Below are 16,282 nucleotides of genomic sequence, written 5' to 3' on the forward strand. Positions count from 1 at the left end.
TCTGGTGAGCGCCAAGGCACCGACGGGGAGGCGGTGAGAGTTTGACGACTCCCGCGATCTCGGCCCGAGATCCGGTGCCACGCGCCAGATCGGCGCTCGCGTTGGCGCTCGGTGTGCTTGCCCCCGAAGCGATAGCGCTCAGCGATGGTGGAGTCCGGCTGCGGGACTCCCGGGACCTGGTGGCCCGGGAATCCCTGCAGAGGGTCGAGGAGCGGCTGGCACGGCGTGCTGCTGCCGCTCAGGTCGCCGACGAGCGACTCGTCGCGGAGGCCGTCGCGCTGCTGGGCGCCGAGCTCGACCTTTCCCGCGGCGGCGCGTCCCCGGTTGATGGTGCGACCCGGGCGCTCGACGACCTGCTCGACCTACCGGACCTTTCGGACTCGATGCGGACCGAGGCGCAGGCGATGCTGCGCACCGTCTTGGAAGGCAACCGGCTGACGACCGAGTCGGCCGTAGAGCGCCTCGTGTCGGAGCGGGCGAGAGAGCGCCGCGAGGCCCGGCCTCCGCTGGTCGCCGAGACGGTCGGTGCCGCGTACTCCATTGCCAGGCAGGCGGAGGCCACATTCCGGCCGCAGATGGCTCCGGCGACGCCACGCGGGCGCGGTCGCCATCGCCGTACGGTCGGCACGCGGCATCGCCGGGTCGGCATGCGCGACTTCACCGGTTCCGGTCTCGACCGCCCGGGACGCAGCCCCAGGCTCGGAGACCTCACGCCGGCCGACGCGGAGGTCACCGCTCTCAACGCACTGCTGCAGGTCCAGCCCCCAGGTGTCACGGAGCCGACACGTCTCATCGGCCGGCCACAGCTCGGTGTGGTCACCACGGTCCGAGGTCCGCAGCACTTCCGCGTCGAGATCGGGGAACCGCGGCGCGGTCACGCCGCCCAGGCAGGGATGCGCGCAGGCACTCTGGCCGATCCGCACGTCCTGCGCCTCTCCCCCAACCTCAGCATCGACCAATTGCCTCGCGTGTGGGCGAACCAGTGCAGCCGCGTCCTGCAGGACGTCGAAGCGCAGGCGACGGCACCGACCAGCCTGCTCGGACGTTTCCGGACCGCACTGGGCAGCCGGCAGGCGAACCGTGACCGCGCGGCTCAGGCGCAGTACGACGAGTTCCGCCAGCTCATCCGGGAATGGCGGGAGACCCGGCAGGGACGGGGCACCCGGGAGGTCGGCTTCGTCGAGCTGGACCTGGCGAACCTGGCCGCGTCCATCGGCCGGAGCGGTCAGCCGATGCCGGCCCTCCCCTGGGTCGGCGAGCAGGTCGTCGCGCCCGAACCCACGCCACCACAGCCGCCCACGGCGTTGGCACAGCTGCGCGAACAGGTGCTGCAGCAGATGGCCGGTCTCGAGCGGGCGGCGGCGGACCAGACCGAACGCGCCGAGACCCGGGCCAACAGTGGGGAAGCCGCCACCGAGGCCGCGGAGGCGGCGGTCGAGGACGCGATCAAGCGGGAGGGCCGCAATGACGACGCGGCCTCCGAGCAGGGCCGCAAGATTCGGGACGCCGCGGCCAAAACGGCTGCTCTGGCGCAGCGGCACAAAACGATCGCCACCGAATGCGCCGCGGCAGCACAACGAGCAGTCGAGGCACGCGACGCCTACCAGGCAGTGCTGACCCATCTGGACGCGCTCGAGGCCAACGGGCAGCAGCCAGGCCCTGAACTTGCTGCGCTGGTGCGGACCGCCAGCGACCGGGTCGACTTCTACGAGTCCGCGGTCGTCGCCACGCTGCCGTCCGAGGACATCTACCCCACAGCAACCACGTCAGGCCGGATGCCACACCTGACCAAGCTGTGTAGAGACCTCAACACTGCCCTGAAAGCGGAGCAGAACCCGCACCGCTACACACCTGAGCTGCTCCACCGCGAGCTCCGGGCTGAGACTCGCCGGCTGCTGTCGCCGGACGGCGTCGTACTGACCGTCGGGAACGATCCGACGGCTGATGTGAGCCAGCTGACGCAGTTCGAGCTCAAGCTCCAGCCTGGCGAGCTCCGCGAGGTCCTCGACCACCCGACCGCGTTCGACGAGGGTCAGCTCGGCACGCTGGTGCAGGGCGGTTACAACGTCGCGACCACCGCGACCGACACCATCAACTACAGCGGCGGCTTCAACCTGAAGACCGCGATGTGGCTGGTCCCGGGCGCGGTCCCGCTGCAGGCCGCAGCACAGGTCATAGCTCCTGGTCTCGAGTTCGCGATCGGCCGTAGTCACAACGTCACCAGCGGCGCGACCGAGTTCGGGCAGGCCGGCGCCGTCGAGGTGCTCAACGGCGAGACGCTGCGGTTCCGCTCCGAGACACCGCGCTGGGGCTGGCGGATGCGCACCTCGGCCGTCGGACCCTGGTCGCGCACCCACGTCGTCGCGAGCGGCGACCCGCAGGACGCGGACATCCTCGACCTGGGCATCGGCCACTCGTACACCGTCCCGCCGCCCACCGAGACGGTCAGCCTGGCGGACCTCGGGCTGGGCCACGAACGCCTGACCCAGCTGCCCGATCATGTCGCGTCCCGGGTCGACGGGCTGACCGAGATGGCCGACGAGGCCGTCGCCAAACTGCGGCAGCGACTCGGCTCACTCGACCGGGTCGGTCACGACGACCTGCGCAGCCTGCTGATCGAGGACGGGATGGCCCGCCTCGAGGACACCACCAGACCGGGTGGCGTCGGGCGGATCATCACCAACGGCGGCCGGGCCGTCGCCTACGCCCAGCTGGAGTCGGTCCCGGTCTTCGAGACCTTCGAGCTGCTCAGTGACAGCTCGCCCGAGCACAAGGTCGAGCGGCTGCGGGTCGGTTTCTCCGGCGCGTCCGGTGGCCAGACGTTCGCCGCGTCCGGCTCGTTCGCAGCCGGCCTCGGCACTCCGAATCCGCTGATGCCCGACCTGGGTACGACGAGCTGGGACTTCGGCCCGAGCATCAAGGGCGGCCGCACCACCGGCCGCGAGGACGGGATCAGCACCGCCGACCTGGCGATCCATCCGAGCGTCCAGCGGATGCATCCGACCGTCGGCGTGCGGGTCCGGATAGAGCACAAACTCACCGTCCACCGGCTCGACACCGAGGGCTCGTTCACCGTCGACGGCGCTGGCGACGCCGTCCTGCGGGTGCCGGAGAACGACTTCTTCCAGTACGGCGGCCCGGTGCCGCGGGACGCGCTCGTCCTCGGCGAGGACAACCTGCCCAAGCGCGGCCTGGACGGCCGGATCCTGCTCCGCGGCGACCCGCAGCCGACCGAGGAGAACATCTCGCCTCCGGTCTGGTGGGGCAACGCGCGCGGGCAGTTGCGCGGCGCCGGCCCGGCCCTGGTCGAGAACTTCGTCGGCGCTGACCCGGCCCTGAAGAAGTTCGCCGAGCGCCTCGTGGCACAGGGCTTGATCCCGCCGCTGGACTTCGACGCCGAGGGCCGGCCGGTGATCCGGGAACAGGCCCTCAGGGATCTGGCGGGCCAGGATGATGCGCTGGTCGCGAGCCAGCTGGAGAACTTCCAGCGGGTCTGCCAGCAGATCTCCAAGCACCGGCTCGAGACCGGCTACGACGTCGCCGCGCAGAGCGGCATCGTGTTCGAGCTGACCAAGCATCGAACCGGTCTGCCGCCAGAGGTGCACAGCTACCGCGTCCAGCTCGAACAGGACTACAAGAAGGCGAAGCTGCTCGGCCTGAGCACCGGGAAGAACGTCGTCAACCTCGACATCGGCTCGAACACCAGCGGCCGGTCCGGTGGCCGGTCGAAGAGCCTGCCGTGGTCGGCCAAGTTCGGGTTCGGCAACTCACCGGACCAGGGCCAGGCCGGAAGTACGCCGTCGATCGGCCCGAGCTATGGCCGCGCCTCGCTCGGCCGGCTCATCAGCTGGGCCACCGGCGGCACCGTCAACCGGGTCTCGCTCACCGAGAGCACGGCGAAGGTCGCGGTGTTCGAGGTACCGCACACGATCACGATCTCCGAGATCACCCGCGACGGCGATGTCGAGCTCGTCCGCCAGAGCGGCCAGGCCCGGATCGCCTGGGACAGCGAGCTGTGCAACCGTGGCCGGCAGCCGTCGCTGTCGGTGGGCGGCCGGGTCGATCCGGCCTTGTTGCAGTCGGCAACCTTCCAGCACGTCGACGTCGGCGACCCGGTGAGCCGGCTGGTCGCCGAAGTGCCCGAGCTCGCCCGTGGCGACAGCGCGGCGCTGCATCACGTCAGCGCGTTCCTCGGCGTACGCAATCTGACCGCACGGCCGGAGCTGCTCACCTCCGAGTACCGCACCAGCCTGATTGTCACCCCGGCGCCGTCCGATCCGCTGCAGGCGATCGCGCAGCGCGGTCTCACCCCACGCCAGGCGACGCTGAGCATCACCTCGCGGGTCGAGAACCTCAAGTACGTCGGTAGTGGTCACCCGATCAACGGCGACATCAACCTGACCCTGGGCAGCACCAGCAGCACGGTGGGCGTCTCCACCGGCAACACAGCCGGGATCGGCGGCGGCAGCGGGTCGGTCGCGGCCGACGGAAGCGGGATGACTGGCTCGGTCGGCGTCAACCGCTCCGGTGCCAGGTCAAGCTCCAGCACCCGTACGAACGTCAACGGTGTCGAGCGGCTGGCCATCCGGGACGGCCAGCACTACCAGTTCTGGGGCGACCTGATCCTCGAGGCGGAGATCCGCTCCGCCGGCGTCGAGCCGCGCAAGATCCCGCTGGAGAACGGCGCGGTCATGCTGACCATGCCGGAGCGGGACGCCTTGCAGCTGTACGGCCAGCGCAAGCTCGACCTGCCGCTGGAGAAGGTCTCCGACGCCGTCGAACGCGTCCTGGACGGCAACCTCAGCCTGCCGCGCCGGACCACCACCGCACTGATCCGGCGCTACCAGGGCGAGAAGGCCGGCGTCACCGAAGGTCTCGCCGCGACGCACACCAACGAACGCCTCGCGGACAAGCTCCGCCGCCTGGCGAATCTGCCGGAGGCGCCGGACCAGACGTTCGACGAGCTCGTCGCCGACGCCGAGGACGTCGTACGGCAACGTCGTGAGGTCCAGCTGCCCGAGCACTATGACGTCACGATGGGTGCGGGCCTGATCGACCGCGACTCGCTGCAGGACCTCGACGGCAACGACACCGACCTGCTGCGGGAGGTCTGCGCCGCCATCGAAGGGCACGCGCCGGGCGCCCTCGACGACGCCGTACTCGCGACGGCTCTGCGTGGCGATCTCGCCGGGGATCGCTGGCGTGGGCACATCGACGACATGCTCGACCCGCTGGGCTTCGAGAAGGAGTACCCGGTCGGTACGTCGGACTCGCCGCGCAACCTCAAGGTGCGGATCAAGGTCGTGTTCGACGGCCCGGTCACCGTCGACGAGCCGCTGGACGACAACGAGAACGAGAATGCGTTCAACATCGTCCAGGACTACGACTACTACGAGGAATCCGGCAGCGTCACCGGCACCACGTCGCACGGCGTCGAGGCCGGCGGCACGATGACCGACGGCCAGGTCGGTTCCGCCGGACTGAACACCGACGTCAGTACGTCGACCACCGCGACCACCAGCAAGCAGAACACCCGGATGAGCCGGGGGCTGTGGCTCAAGACCAAGCGGGTGGAGCGTGGCTACCGGGTGGTCGTCGAGGTCGAGGAAGCGCCGTCGGCCGGCGGCGCCACCAAGGGCAGACTGGTCCAGGCCGCAGACCTCCACCGCACGCCGGCACCGCCCACCCGGCGCGAGTCGACCGGCCAGATGACCCTGCTGGTCCCGGCGTCGGTGATCAACTCGACGCCGCCGAAGATCTATCCCGAGGTCACCGACCACCGGGCGTTCACCCTGCCGTCGAACTACTTCGTCGAGGGCACGCTGTCCTACCAGCGAGGCGACGAGCCGGAGAACAAGCTGTTCCAGGCGGTCTACAGCCGGCTCAGTCAGCGCGACATGCTGAACGCGGCCGGCGTCCAGCTGCACGAGACGACGCTGAAGAACATGCTGCGCCCGGCCGTCCGGAAGGCCGCGTTCGAGCAGATCGTCAGCCCAGCCGGGTACGACCTGACCCCGCTGCCCGTGCCGGGGCACGCTTCGCGTGCCGTCGCGGTCAACGTCCGCGCCGAGGTTTCGGGCCTGGAGCTGATCTCCGACCCGGACGACGACAGCACCGTCCAGCTGGGCGAGATCGATCGCGAGCAACGCGTCACGCAGCTCACCGCCAAGAGCAACAAGCTGCTGCCGACCAGCCAGAACCTCGGCGGAACCGATCCGGTCACCGGCATCAAGGCCGGCGTCGCCACCGGTGAGCAGGTGTCCGAGAAGGACACCAGCACGGCCGGCAACCGTAACGAGACCAGCAAGATGGAGTCCGGAAACGTCGTCACGGTCAAGGTGACCGTCGACTACCACCTCGACTTCGAGCGGCTCAAGCTCGATCGGCGCGGCCGGCCGAAGGCGGACCAGCGGGACACCATCCGCAAAGCCGCCACCGGCGAGGCGTACATCACCATGTTCCGGCACGAGTACGACGCGATGCGCGCCCGGATGGAGGCCGGAGTCGCACCGATGCGCGGCTGGGATCCGTCCAAGGGACCCAAACCGCCCAGGCTACGGACCGTGCGGGTCGCCGCCGACGAGGTGGTTGCCGGCGACAACGGCCAACCGGAGCATCACCCGTACCGTCCGATGGTCGAGGCGCTGGCGCAGGCCCGCCGCGAGGGCGTCATCGTCCGGCTCACCCTGCGCGCACAGGACGGCAGCAAGCAGGTGTACGACGCTTCGCCGGACGGAACGATGACAGGCCGGAACCGCGACGACGACGGGTTCGCCGCCGCCTTCGCGACGCTGCACCCCCGGCTCTCACTGCTGGCCGAAGGCCGGGTCGACCTGCGGCAGCTGTACCTGTCGGGAGCTCACAACGGGCGGCTCAGCGGAGCGGTCGTGGAAGCCCTGCAGCAGCAAGGGATCCCGGCCGCGGTGCTGGCCGAGCTCGACCACACCGTGAAGCGGAAGTCGCCGGAGGAAGAGGAAGCGGAGGTCGACGGTGCCGAGCAGCGGCGGCTGGCCCGCACCGCCGCCGGCAAGTCCGGCAGTGGCTTCTCGATCCACGGTTGAACAAGTCACGGTCGTGTGATGATCGCCACCGCAAAAGTTAACTCTTCAGGTGAGAAACGTGGCGAGCCAGTAACCAGTTGTTTGCTACCTTCCCGTACAGGAAAAGCCTGGTCACAGATCGTGACACCAGAGGGCTTGACGGGGAGGAGATACGGGTTTGACGACTCCCGCCATCTCCACCAGCGATCCACGCTTGCGCGCGCGGGCCGCGATCGGCCTCGCGCTCGGCATGATCGCCCCGGACGCGCTCGCGCTCAGTGACGGCCGGATCCTGCTGGCGAACTCCCGCGAGCAGCTCGACCAGGACGTCGTACGCCGGCTGGAGGAGAGGCTGGCGCGGCGGAGGGCCACCGACGAGGAGCTCGTCGTCGAGGCCGTCGCCCTGCTCGGTGCGGAGCTCGATCGAGGTGACTCCCCGGTCGACAGTGCGACGCAGGCGCTCGACACTCTGCTCGACGTGCCGGAGCTGTCCGACTCGATGCGGGCCGAAACCCAGCGGATGCTCCGGACGGTTCTGGAAGGCAACCAGCTCACCACCGAAACGTCCGTACGGCGACTGGCGGCCGAGCGCGCGGAGGAGCGGACCGAGGGCAGGACACCAGCGACCGAGCTGGTCGAGGCCGCGTTGTCCATCGGCCGCCAGGCGGAGACCGTGGCCCGGGCCCAGGCAGTCCCTGCGCCCGCACGTGCTCGGCGTCAGGTCGGGGGCCGGCACCGCAGGGGTAACGGCCAAGCCGGCTTGGCCGGCCGGCTCCAGTACGCGTTCGGCAGCCGCCACGAAGGTCGCAGCCGTCAAGTCGAGGCGCAGTACGACGAGTTCCGTGAGCTGAGCCGTGAATGGCAGCAGACGCGGCAGGGACAGGGCGCCAGGGAGATCGGCTTCGTCGAGCTGGATCTGGCCACTCTCGCTGAGAACATTCGCCGCAGCGGCCAGCCGATGCCGGTCCTGCCCTGGCTCGGCCGGCAGGTCGTCACGCCCGAGCTGCCGCCACAGACGCCGTACTCCGACCTGCGGGAGCAGATCCGCCGTCAGATCGCCGCGCTCGAGCGGGGAGCCGCCGACCAGACCACTCGCGCCGATACCCGGACCAACAGCGCAGCCAACGCCACTCAGGACGCTGCTGATGACCTGCGCGACGCCGACGAGCAGGAGCGCTTCAAGGACTCCGCCGCGCCTGAGCGGGCCCGCACGCTGCGCGTCCACGCCGCCAACAAGCTCGCGATGGCAGGGCGGCACACTGCGATCGCTGCGGCTTGCACTACGGCGGCGCAGCGCGCAGACGACGCTCGCGAGGCTTACCAGTCGCTGTTGACCGAGCTGGACGCGCTGGAGGCCAGTGGCCTCGCGCCTAGCCGGGAGTTCGCCGTACTGACGCAGTCGGCCAGAGAGCGGGTCGATGCGTACAAGACAGCTGTGGACGCAGCGCTGCCGTCGGAGGACGTGCGGCACAACCCGCTGCCGTCGGGACGGCTGCCACACCTGACTGAACTCTGCGAAGACCTCAACATCGCGCTGAAGAAGGAGGAGAACCCCTACGAGTTCACTCCGGACTTCCTGCATCGCACCCTCCGCGCGGAGCTCCGGCGGACGATGTCGCCGGGCGGGTTCGTGCTGACGATCGGGAACGACCCGTCGGCGAACGTCGACGAGCTGACGCAATTCGAGTTCAGTCTCGATGTGGGCGAGCTGCACGAGGTTCTCGACAGCCCGGTCAAGTTCGACGAGGGTCAGCTCGGCCAGGTGGTGCAGGGCGGGTACAACATCGCGACGACGGCGACGGACACGCTCGGCCTCAGCGGCGGCGGCAACCTCAAGACCGCGATGGCGGCGTTTCCCGACTCGAGCAAGCTCAAGGCTCTCTCCCACCTCGTCAACCCCGGCGTCGAGTTCGCGGTCGGGCGCAGTCACAGTGTCAACGGCGGCGCGACGGAGTTCGCCCAGACCGGCGCGGTCGAAGCGCTCCGCGGCGAGATCCTCCGGTACCGGTCGACGCGGCCGCGGTGGCGCTGGCGGATGCGGACGTCCGCGACCGGCCCGTGGTCCGAGACCAAGGTCGTCGCCCTGGGCGCGCCGCACGACGCGAGCACCCTCGACCTCGGCTACAGCCACAGCTACACCGTCGGCCCGCCGGCCGAGACTGTCAGCCTGGCCGACCTCGGCCTGATCGACGAGCGCAGTACCGACCTCCCCGAGCACATGGCCTCCCGGGTCGACGGGCTCGGCGATCTCGCTGATCAAGCGGTCGCGGGCCTGACGCAACGACTCGGCTCACTCGATCGGGTCGGCCACGACCAGCTCCGCGGTCTGATCGTCGAGGACGGGATGATCCGGCTGGACGAGTCGACCCGTCCGGGCGGCATCGGCCGGCTCATCACCAACGGCGGCCGCGCCGTCGCCTACGCCCAGCTGGAGTCGTTCCCGGTCTACGAAACGTTCGAACTGCTCAGCGACAGCTCTCCCGAGCACAAGCTGGAGTTGTGGCGCGTCGGTTACACCACCGCCTCCGGCGGCCAGACGTTCGCCACCTCCAACTCGGTCGCGGGCACCCTCAGCTACCCCGGTACGGCCCTGTCCGACGTCGGTACGTCGAGCTGGGACGTCGGTCCGGGAATCAGAGCCGGACGTAACACCGGCCGCGAGGACGGGATGGCCGCGGCCGACCAGGGCAGCCGCTGGAGCACCATGCGGCTGGCGCCCACGCTCGGCGTCAAGATGCGGATGGTGCACAAGCTCACCGTCCACCAGCTCGACGGTGACGACTCCTTCACGGTCGAGGGCAAAGGCGACGCGTTCCTGCGGATGCTGGAGCGGGACGCCTTCCGCTACGGCTGCCCGGTGCCGGCCGAGGCCCTCGTTCGGAAGGCCGACGGCAAGCCGCACCGCACGTCCGACGGCGAGCTGCTGCTGCGGAGCGACCCGCAGCCGACCCTGGAGAAAATCGGCCTGCCCGTCTGGATGGGCAACGGCACGGGCCAGCTGCGCGGTGCGGGACCGGCGCTGATCCGGGACTTCAAGGGCGCCGACAAAGCGCTGCGCAAGCTGCTCGTCCACCTCGCCGACCACGAGCTGATCCCGCCGATCGACCCCGAGACCGGCCGGCTACTGATGCACGAGTGGATCCGGGAGCGGCCCGGCCAGGATGATGCCCTGGTCGCCAGCCAGCTGGAGAACTACCAACGGGTCTGCCAGCAGGTCACCAAGCACCGGCTCGAGAGCGGGTACGACGCCGCAGCGCAGAGCGGGCTGCTGTTCAAGCTCACCAAGCACCGCACCGTCGAGCTTGCCGGGAACCGCCCCGGGATCGCGTCCGAGGCGCACACCTACCGGATCAAGGTCGACCAGCACCTCGACCAGGTGAAGCCGCCGCGGGTCACCAGCAGCGACATGGTCGTCAACGTCGACATCGGCTCGAACTCGTTCGGCCGGTCCGGCGGGCGGTCCAAGAGCCTGCCGTGGTCGACCAGGTTCGGGTTCAGCAACAGCCCCGGTGCGGGTCAGTCGGGCTCGACGCCGGACCTCGGCGCCAGCTACGGCCGCTCCTCGCTCGGCCGGTTCTTCAACTGGGCCACCGGCAGCTCGCTCTGGCGGATGTCGCTGTCGGAAAGCACCTCAGAGGTCGCCGAGTTCGAGATCCCGCACACGATCACCGTCACCGAGGTCACCGAGGCCGGCGACTCCGCCCCGATCGCGGTCGAGCACGGCAGCGCGAAGGTCGGCATCGAGAAGGAGTTCTGCGACCTGGGCGAGCAGCCGTCGCTGTCGATCGCCGGCCGGGTCGATCCGGAGTTGTTGCAGACGGCAACATTCCAGCACCTCGATCCCGGCGATCCGGTGAGCCGTCTGGTCGCCGAGGTGCCGGAGCTCGCTCGCGGCGACAGCTCGGCGCTGCATCACCTCAGCGCGTTCCTCGGCGTACGGAACCTCGTCACCCGGCCGGAGCTGCTCACCTCGGAGTACCGCACCAACGCGATCGTCAGTCCGGCGCCGTCCGACCCGCTGCAGGCGATCGCGCAGCGCGGTCTGGCCCCGCGACAGTCCGCCCTGAGCGTCTCCACCCGGGTCGAGAACCTCAAATACATCGGCAGCGCTCACCCGATCCTTGCCGACCTCAACATCGCCATCGGCAGCTCGAGCAGCACCTCAGGCGTCTCCACCGGCAACACGGCGGGCATCGACGGCGGCACCGGCGTCGCCGAGGCCGACGGCAGCTCGTTCAGTGGATCGGCCGGCGTGAGCCGCTCCGGCAGCAGGTCCGCCGCGAGTACCGAGACCAACATGGGTGCGGTCGAGCGGACGTTGATGCGGGACGGGCAGCACTACCAGTTCTGGGGCGACCTCGTGTTCGAGGCGGAGCTTCGGGCCAGTGGTGCCGAGCCGCGCAAGATCCCGCTGGAGAACGGCTCGATCGTCCTCACCCTGCCGGAGCGGGATGCATTGCGCTCGTACGGGCAGGAAAAGCTCGACCTGCCGCTGGCGAAGGTGTCCGATGCCGTCGAACGCCTCCTGGACGGGAATCTCAGCCTTCCCCGGCGTACGACGACCGCGCTGATCCGGCGCTATCAGGTCGAGAAGGCACTCGTCACCGAAGGCCTCGCGGCGACGCACACCGACGAGCGGCTCGCTGACTACCTGCGTGGTCTGGCGGATCTGCAGAAGGCCCCGAACGAGTCCTTCGACGAGGTCGTCCGCGCCGCCGAAGAGGTGACCCGGCAGCGCGTCGAGGTCGGGCTGCCGCGGCACTACGACACCACCATGGGTGCGGCCGTCATCGACCGTACGTGGTTGCAGGACCTCGACGGCAACGACACCGACATGCTGCGCGAAGTCCGGACCGCCATCGAGCAGCACTCCCCCGGCGCTCTGGACGACGCCGTACTCGATCAGGCCCTGCGCGGTGATCTCGCCGGGGCGCATTGGCGCGGTCACATGGAGGACATGCTCGACCCCAGTGGCTTCGTCCGGGAGTACCCGGTCGGCACGTCCCGCAATCTCAAGGTGCGGATCCGGGTCGTGTACGACGGCCCGGTCACGACCGAAGGCGGGACTCCGAGCGAGACCGAGAACGCCTACAACTTCGTGCAGATGTGGAAGTTCCGCGAGCAGAGCCGCAGCGCGACCGCCACCAGGTCGTACGGCGTCCAGGCCGGTGCGGCGGCCACGGAAACCGCGGGCGCGTCCGCCGGGCTGAACACGAACGTCAGTACGTCGACCACCGCGACCACCAGCGAGCAGAACACCCGGATCAACGAGGCGTTCTGGCTCAACACCCGACGGGTCGAGCGGGACTACCGGGTGATCGTCGAGATCGAGGAGGCACCGAGCGCGACCCGGGGCAAGGCGGCCCAGACCGTCGGCCGGCTGCGGTCGGCGCCGAAGCCGACGCGGCGCGAGTCGAACGGGCGGATGTCGATGCTCGTCCCGCGGTCGGTGATCAACGCGAGACCGCAGGAACTTCCTGGGGAGACCGACCACCGGGCGATCACGCTGCCCGCCAACTACATCGTGGAGGGCACCCAGCCGTACCTGACCGGCCAGCAGCCGGTCAACAACCTCTTCAACGCCGTCTACAGCCGCCTCAGCCGGCGCGACATGCTGACAGCGGCAGGGGTGCAGCTGCACCGGACCCAGCTGGAGAACATCCTCGGCGGCTCGACCCGTGCGACGGCGTTCGCGGAGATGGCCGGATCGGGTCATGAGCTGGTTCCGCTGGCGGTCCCTGGGCACTCCTCGCGAACCGTCGCGGTCCGCGTCCGCGCCGAGGTCTCCGGCCTCGAACTGATCTCGGACCCGGACGACGAGAGCACCGTCCAGATGGGCGAGAACACCCGCGAACTGCGGGCCACCATGCTGACCAGCAAGAGCAACCGGCTGCTCCCCACCAGCAACAGCGTCGGCGGCACCGACCCGGCGACCGGCATCAAGGCCGGCATGTCCACCGGCGAGCAGGTCACCGAGAAGGACACCGGCACGGTCGGGGCACGGCACGAGACCGGTGGCTACGAATCCGGTCAGGTGGTCACGGTCAAGGTGAACGTCGACTACCACCTCGACGTCGAGCGACGCGCAGTCGACCGGCGCGGCCGGCCCAAAGTCGAGCGCAGCGACACCGTGCACCGCGCCGCCACCGGCGAGGCGTATCTGACCATGTTCCGGCACGAGTACGACGCGATGCTCGCCCGGATGGAGGCCGGAGTGCCCCCGCTGCGCGACTGGGACCACACGAAGGCGCCCAAGCCTGCGAAGGTCCGGACCGTCAAGGTGAACGGCGTCCAGGACGACCAGCACCCGTACCGGCCGCTCGTCGAGGCACTGGCCCAGGCGCGCCACGACGGGGTCGAGGTGCGGCTCACCCTGCGCGGGCAGGACGGCAGCAAGCAGGTGTACATCGCCATCCCCGACGGCACCATGACCTGCCCCGGCAACGAGGGATTCGCCAAGGCCTTCGCAACCCTGCACCCGCGACTCGCCCTGCTGGCGGAGGGCCGGGTTGACCTACAGCAGCTCTACGACTCCGGCGTACGCAACGGCCGCTTCAGCGGCGCCGTCGTCGAAGCCCTCCAGCAACAGGGAATCCCAGCCGCCGTCCTGACCCACGCCGACTCCACCCTGAAGCACGCCACGGCCCAGCCCGAGTCCGACGGCGCCAAAGACCAGCGCGGTACCGCCGCCGGCATGTCCTCGGCTGGGATAGTTATTCAATGAACGAGGAGCCGTACGACCCGCCTTACGCGATTGCGCGGACTCGGGATGAGGTGTTGCTGTATTTGGAGCTCACGCCTTGCCCGGACTGCGGGACCGTCGAGACCTCGTGGGAGGACGGGCTCGCGCACGTTGAGGGATCGCTGGTGATCAGTTACGCCGGCGAGTGCCCGGGGTGTGGGGCTTCGCGGGAGTATCTGTTCGGGTTGCCGGAGCGGGAGACGCCGGGGCCGTTTCCGAACTTCGGGGGGCCTGAGGCGTCCGAATTGCTCGATGCCGGGCAGTGGCTGGCGGTGGCTGATCGGGCGGCCGGATCGGTGGGGGTGGATGACCGGTCCGAGGCGGCGCGGGCGGTGATGTCGGTGGCGCGGGCGGCGGTGGAGGAGGTCGTGAAGTTCATCCCGCCAGGCGCGGACGTCGTACCGGACGATGCCTTCTGGACCGGCGAGGGGCGTGCGACGCTGGACGCCGAACCGGGTAGGTTCCGGTTGGAGCGACTGCTCGTCGTCCGTGACAGCTATCGGGATACAGGAGCGAATTGATGCTGACCGCGAGGACTCTGGCCGAGGCGCAGACCTACCTGAGCCTGCTGGCCGCGGCAGATGACGCCCCGGACGCGGCCCGGCCCGGTCCGCCGGAGACGTCGCTGACCGAGGGCGAGGAAGCCTGGACGGTCCACTCCGAGCTCAGCGACCTCGCCGTACCGTATGCGTCCGAGCACGCGGCCCGGACTCTCGGCGTCATCTTCGGTCTCGGCGTCTCGCAGCTGGTCGACGCCGGGCAATGGATCCTGATCGCCGGCACCTATGCCCGGCGGGCGCTCGACGCGGACCTCGCCTACACCGGCGAGCCCGGCCAGGATCGGAGGACGGTCGAGCTGAACTGGCAGTTCGCGGCGGAGGCGGTCGGCGAGGCGATCAAGTTCCTGCCCGAGGACGCGGACCGGCTGCCGGACGACGCGTTCTGGTCGGATCTCGGCGTCCAGCTCCAGCGCGAGCAGCCGCAGCGCATCACCCGCGCACAACTCACCGACGACCACGAGTACTACACCGGCACCCTGGAGGACTTCCGCCTCCTCTACGGCGAATCTTCCTGAGTCACCGCGATCCGGATCGCGCGAGCATCGGCGCCGGCCTGCTCCAAAACCTTCTGCTTCGGATCCGGTACGCCGAGAAACGGCGGCCGCACAAGCCCGAGCAGATCCTTCAGCCGCGGATCCTCCAGCACCGTGTCGACGGCGCGACGGTCTCCCCCACAGACGAGCGCATCCAGCCGTGCCGGCGCCAGAATCCGTACGGCGACCTCGGTCGCAGCCGCGAAAGCCTCACGCGCCTGGTTGTCACGACGCCGCGCGTACCGCTGCTGCGACCAGCCGCCGGCCTTGGTCGTCCCCTGCACATGGCGAGAGCCGACCTTGGAGTCCGTGAGTTTCGCGCCTACGAACACGCCGGCACCGTAGCCGCCGCGACGTACCAGGAGGACGCCTAGGCGATGCTCAGCCAGGACGTGCTTGATGACGCCTTCCGGGGTCAGGTCAGTCAGCGGCGCGAACGGTATATCGACCACAGCCGTCGACCCGTCTTCGGCTGATGCGGTGAGCGTCGTCGGCGTGACGTCGTACTCGACCGAGCCATGGCGTTCGGCGAAGCCGGTCAGCCATTTGTCCAGCCGTTCCGGCGCTACCGAGACGACGCGTCTCACACGTTGAAGCCGAGAGCCCGCAGCTGGTCGCGGCCGTCGTCGGTGATCTTTTCCGGGCCCCACGGCGGCATCCAGACCCAGTTGATCCGGAAGTCGTTGACCAGGCCGTCCAGGGCCATCCGGGTCTGATCCTCGATCACGTCGGTCAGCGGGCAGGCCGCGGACGTCAGCGTCATGTCGATGATCGCCGTGCTGGTGTCGTCGACGGTGATGCCGTAGATCAGGCCCAGGTCGACCACGTTGATGCCGAGCTCGGGGTCGACGACGTCCTTCAGCGCCTCGGTCACATCCTCGACGTCAGCGGGAGTCGAGCCCGCCGCCAGGTCGACCTCGGGCAGCTCGATCTTCTCGTCGGTCTGGTCAGCCATTGCTCACTCCTCCTGTACGCGCGAGAGCCTGGGCGGTCGCGTCCCGCCAGGCCGACCAGCCCAGCAGCGCACACTTCACCCGGGCCGGGAACTGCGCGACGCCGGCAAACGCGACGCCGTCCTCCAGAACCTCTTCGTCCGGTTCGACATTCCCCCGGCCCTGCATCAGCTCGAGGAACTTCTCGTACGTCGCCATGCCTTCGGCGACCGGCTTGCCGATCACCAGATCCGTCATCACCGAGGTCGCGGCCTGACTGATCGAGCAGCCGACGCTCTCGTGCGTCACACCGGTGACGGTGTCGCCGTCGAGCTCGACCCGGAGCGTGACCTCGTCCCCGCAGGACGGGTTCACGTGGTGCACCTCCACGTCGTACGGCTCCGCGAGACCCGCGTGGTGCGGGCTGCGGTAGTGGTCCAGGATGATCTCCTGGTACAGCGAGTCAAGCTGCATG

7 protein-coding genes are annotated in these 16,282 nt (G+C 69.5%); 4 read left to right on the top strand and 3 right to left on the bottom strand.

Annotated elements, in window-relative coordinates; translation table 11 throughout:
* Positions 1-41 precede the first annotated feature (41 nt).
* The 4 genes from EV646_RS06540 (at position 42) to EV646_RS06555 (ending at position 14,857) form a co-directional block, all read left to right on the top strand.
* Positions 42-7,061, top strand: a complete 7,020-nt coding sequence (locus EV646_RS06540) for a hypothetical protein (protein WP_132145037.1) — start codon at positions 42-44, stop codon at positions 7,059-7,061.
* 157 nt (positions 7,062-7,218) lie between these two features.
* Entirely contained in the window at positions 7,219-13,764 is a 6,546-nt protein-coding gene (locus EV646_RS06545; RefSeq protein ID WP_132145039.1) for a hypothetical protein, read from the top strand.
* On the top strand, positions 13,761-14,303 hold the full coding sequence (locus tag EV646_RS38775; protein ID WP_158290909.1) for a hypothetical protein: 543 nt from the start codon (positions 13,761-13,763) through the stop codon (positions 14,301-14,303). The genes EV646_RS06545 and EV646_RS38775 overlap by 4 nt, the downstream gene beginning before the upstream one ends.
* Positions 14,303-14,857 (top strand): hypothetical protein, encoded by a 555-nt coding sequence (locus EV646_RS06555; RefSeq protein ID WP_132145041.1) that lies wholly within the window; start codon positions 14,303-14,305, stop codon positions 14,855-14,857. Before EV646_RS38775 ends, EV646_RS06555 begins: the two co-directional genes overlap by 1 nt.
* On the opposite strand, the gene EV646_RS06560 is transcribed toward EV646_RS06555, so the two are convergent.
* From EV646_RS06560 to sufU, 3 genes are read right to left on the bottom strand one after another with little or no spacing between them, the layout of a single operon-like run.
* Complete coding sequence (locus tag EV646_RS06560) at positions 14,839-15,462, bottom strand: acVLRF1 family peptidyl-tRNA hydrolase (protein ID WP_158290910.1); 624 nt, start codon at positions 15,460-15,462, stop codon at positions 14,839-14,841. The two genes, EV646_RS06555 and EV646_RS06560, sit on opposite strands and share 19 nt — an antisense overlap.
* Entirely contained in the window at positions 15,459-15,830 is a 372-nt protein-coding gene (locus tag EV646_RS06565) for a metal-sulfur cluster assembly factor (RefSeq protein ID WP_132145043.1), read from the bottom strand. Before EV646_RS06565 ends, EV646_RS06560 begins: the two co-directional genes overlap by 4 nt.
* The gene (gene sufU / locus EV646_RS06570; protein ID WP_132145045.1) at positions 15,823-16,281 is read right to left on the bottom strand and encodes a Fe-S cluster assembly sulfur transfer protein SufU; all 459 of its coding nucleotides are present in this window, start codon (positions 16,279-16,281) and stop codon (positions 15,823-15,825) included. Before sufU ends, EV646_RS06565 begins: the two co-directional genes overlap by 8 nt.
* Between the last annotated feature and the right edge of the window lies 1 nt (position 16,282).

Origin of the sequence: Kribbella antiqua, assembly GCF_004345665.1 — a bacterium.
In the GTDB taxonomy this organism is placed as follows: domain Bacteria; phylum Actinomycetota; class Actinomycetes; order Propionibacteriales; family Kribbellaceae; genus Kribbella; species Kribbella antiqua.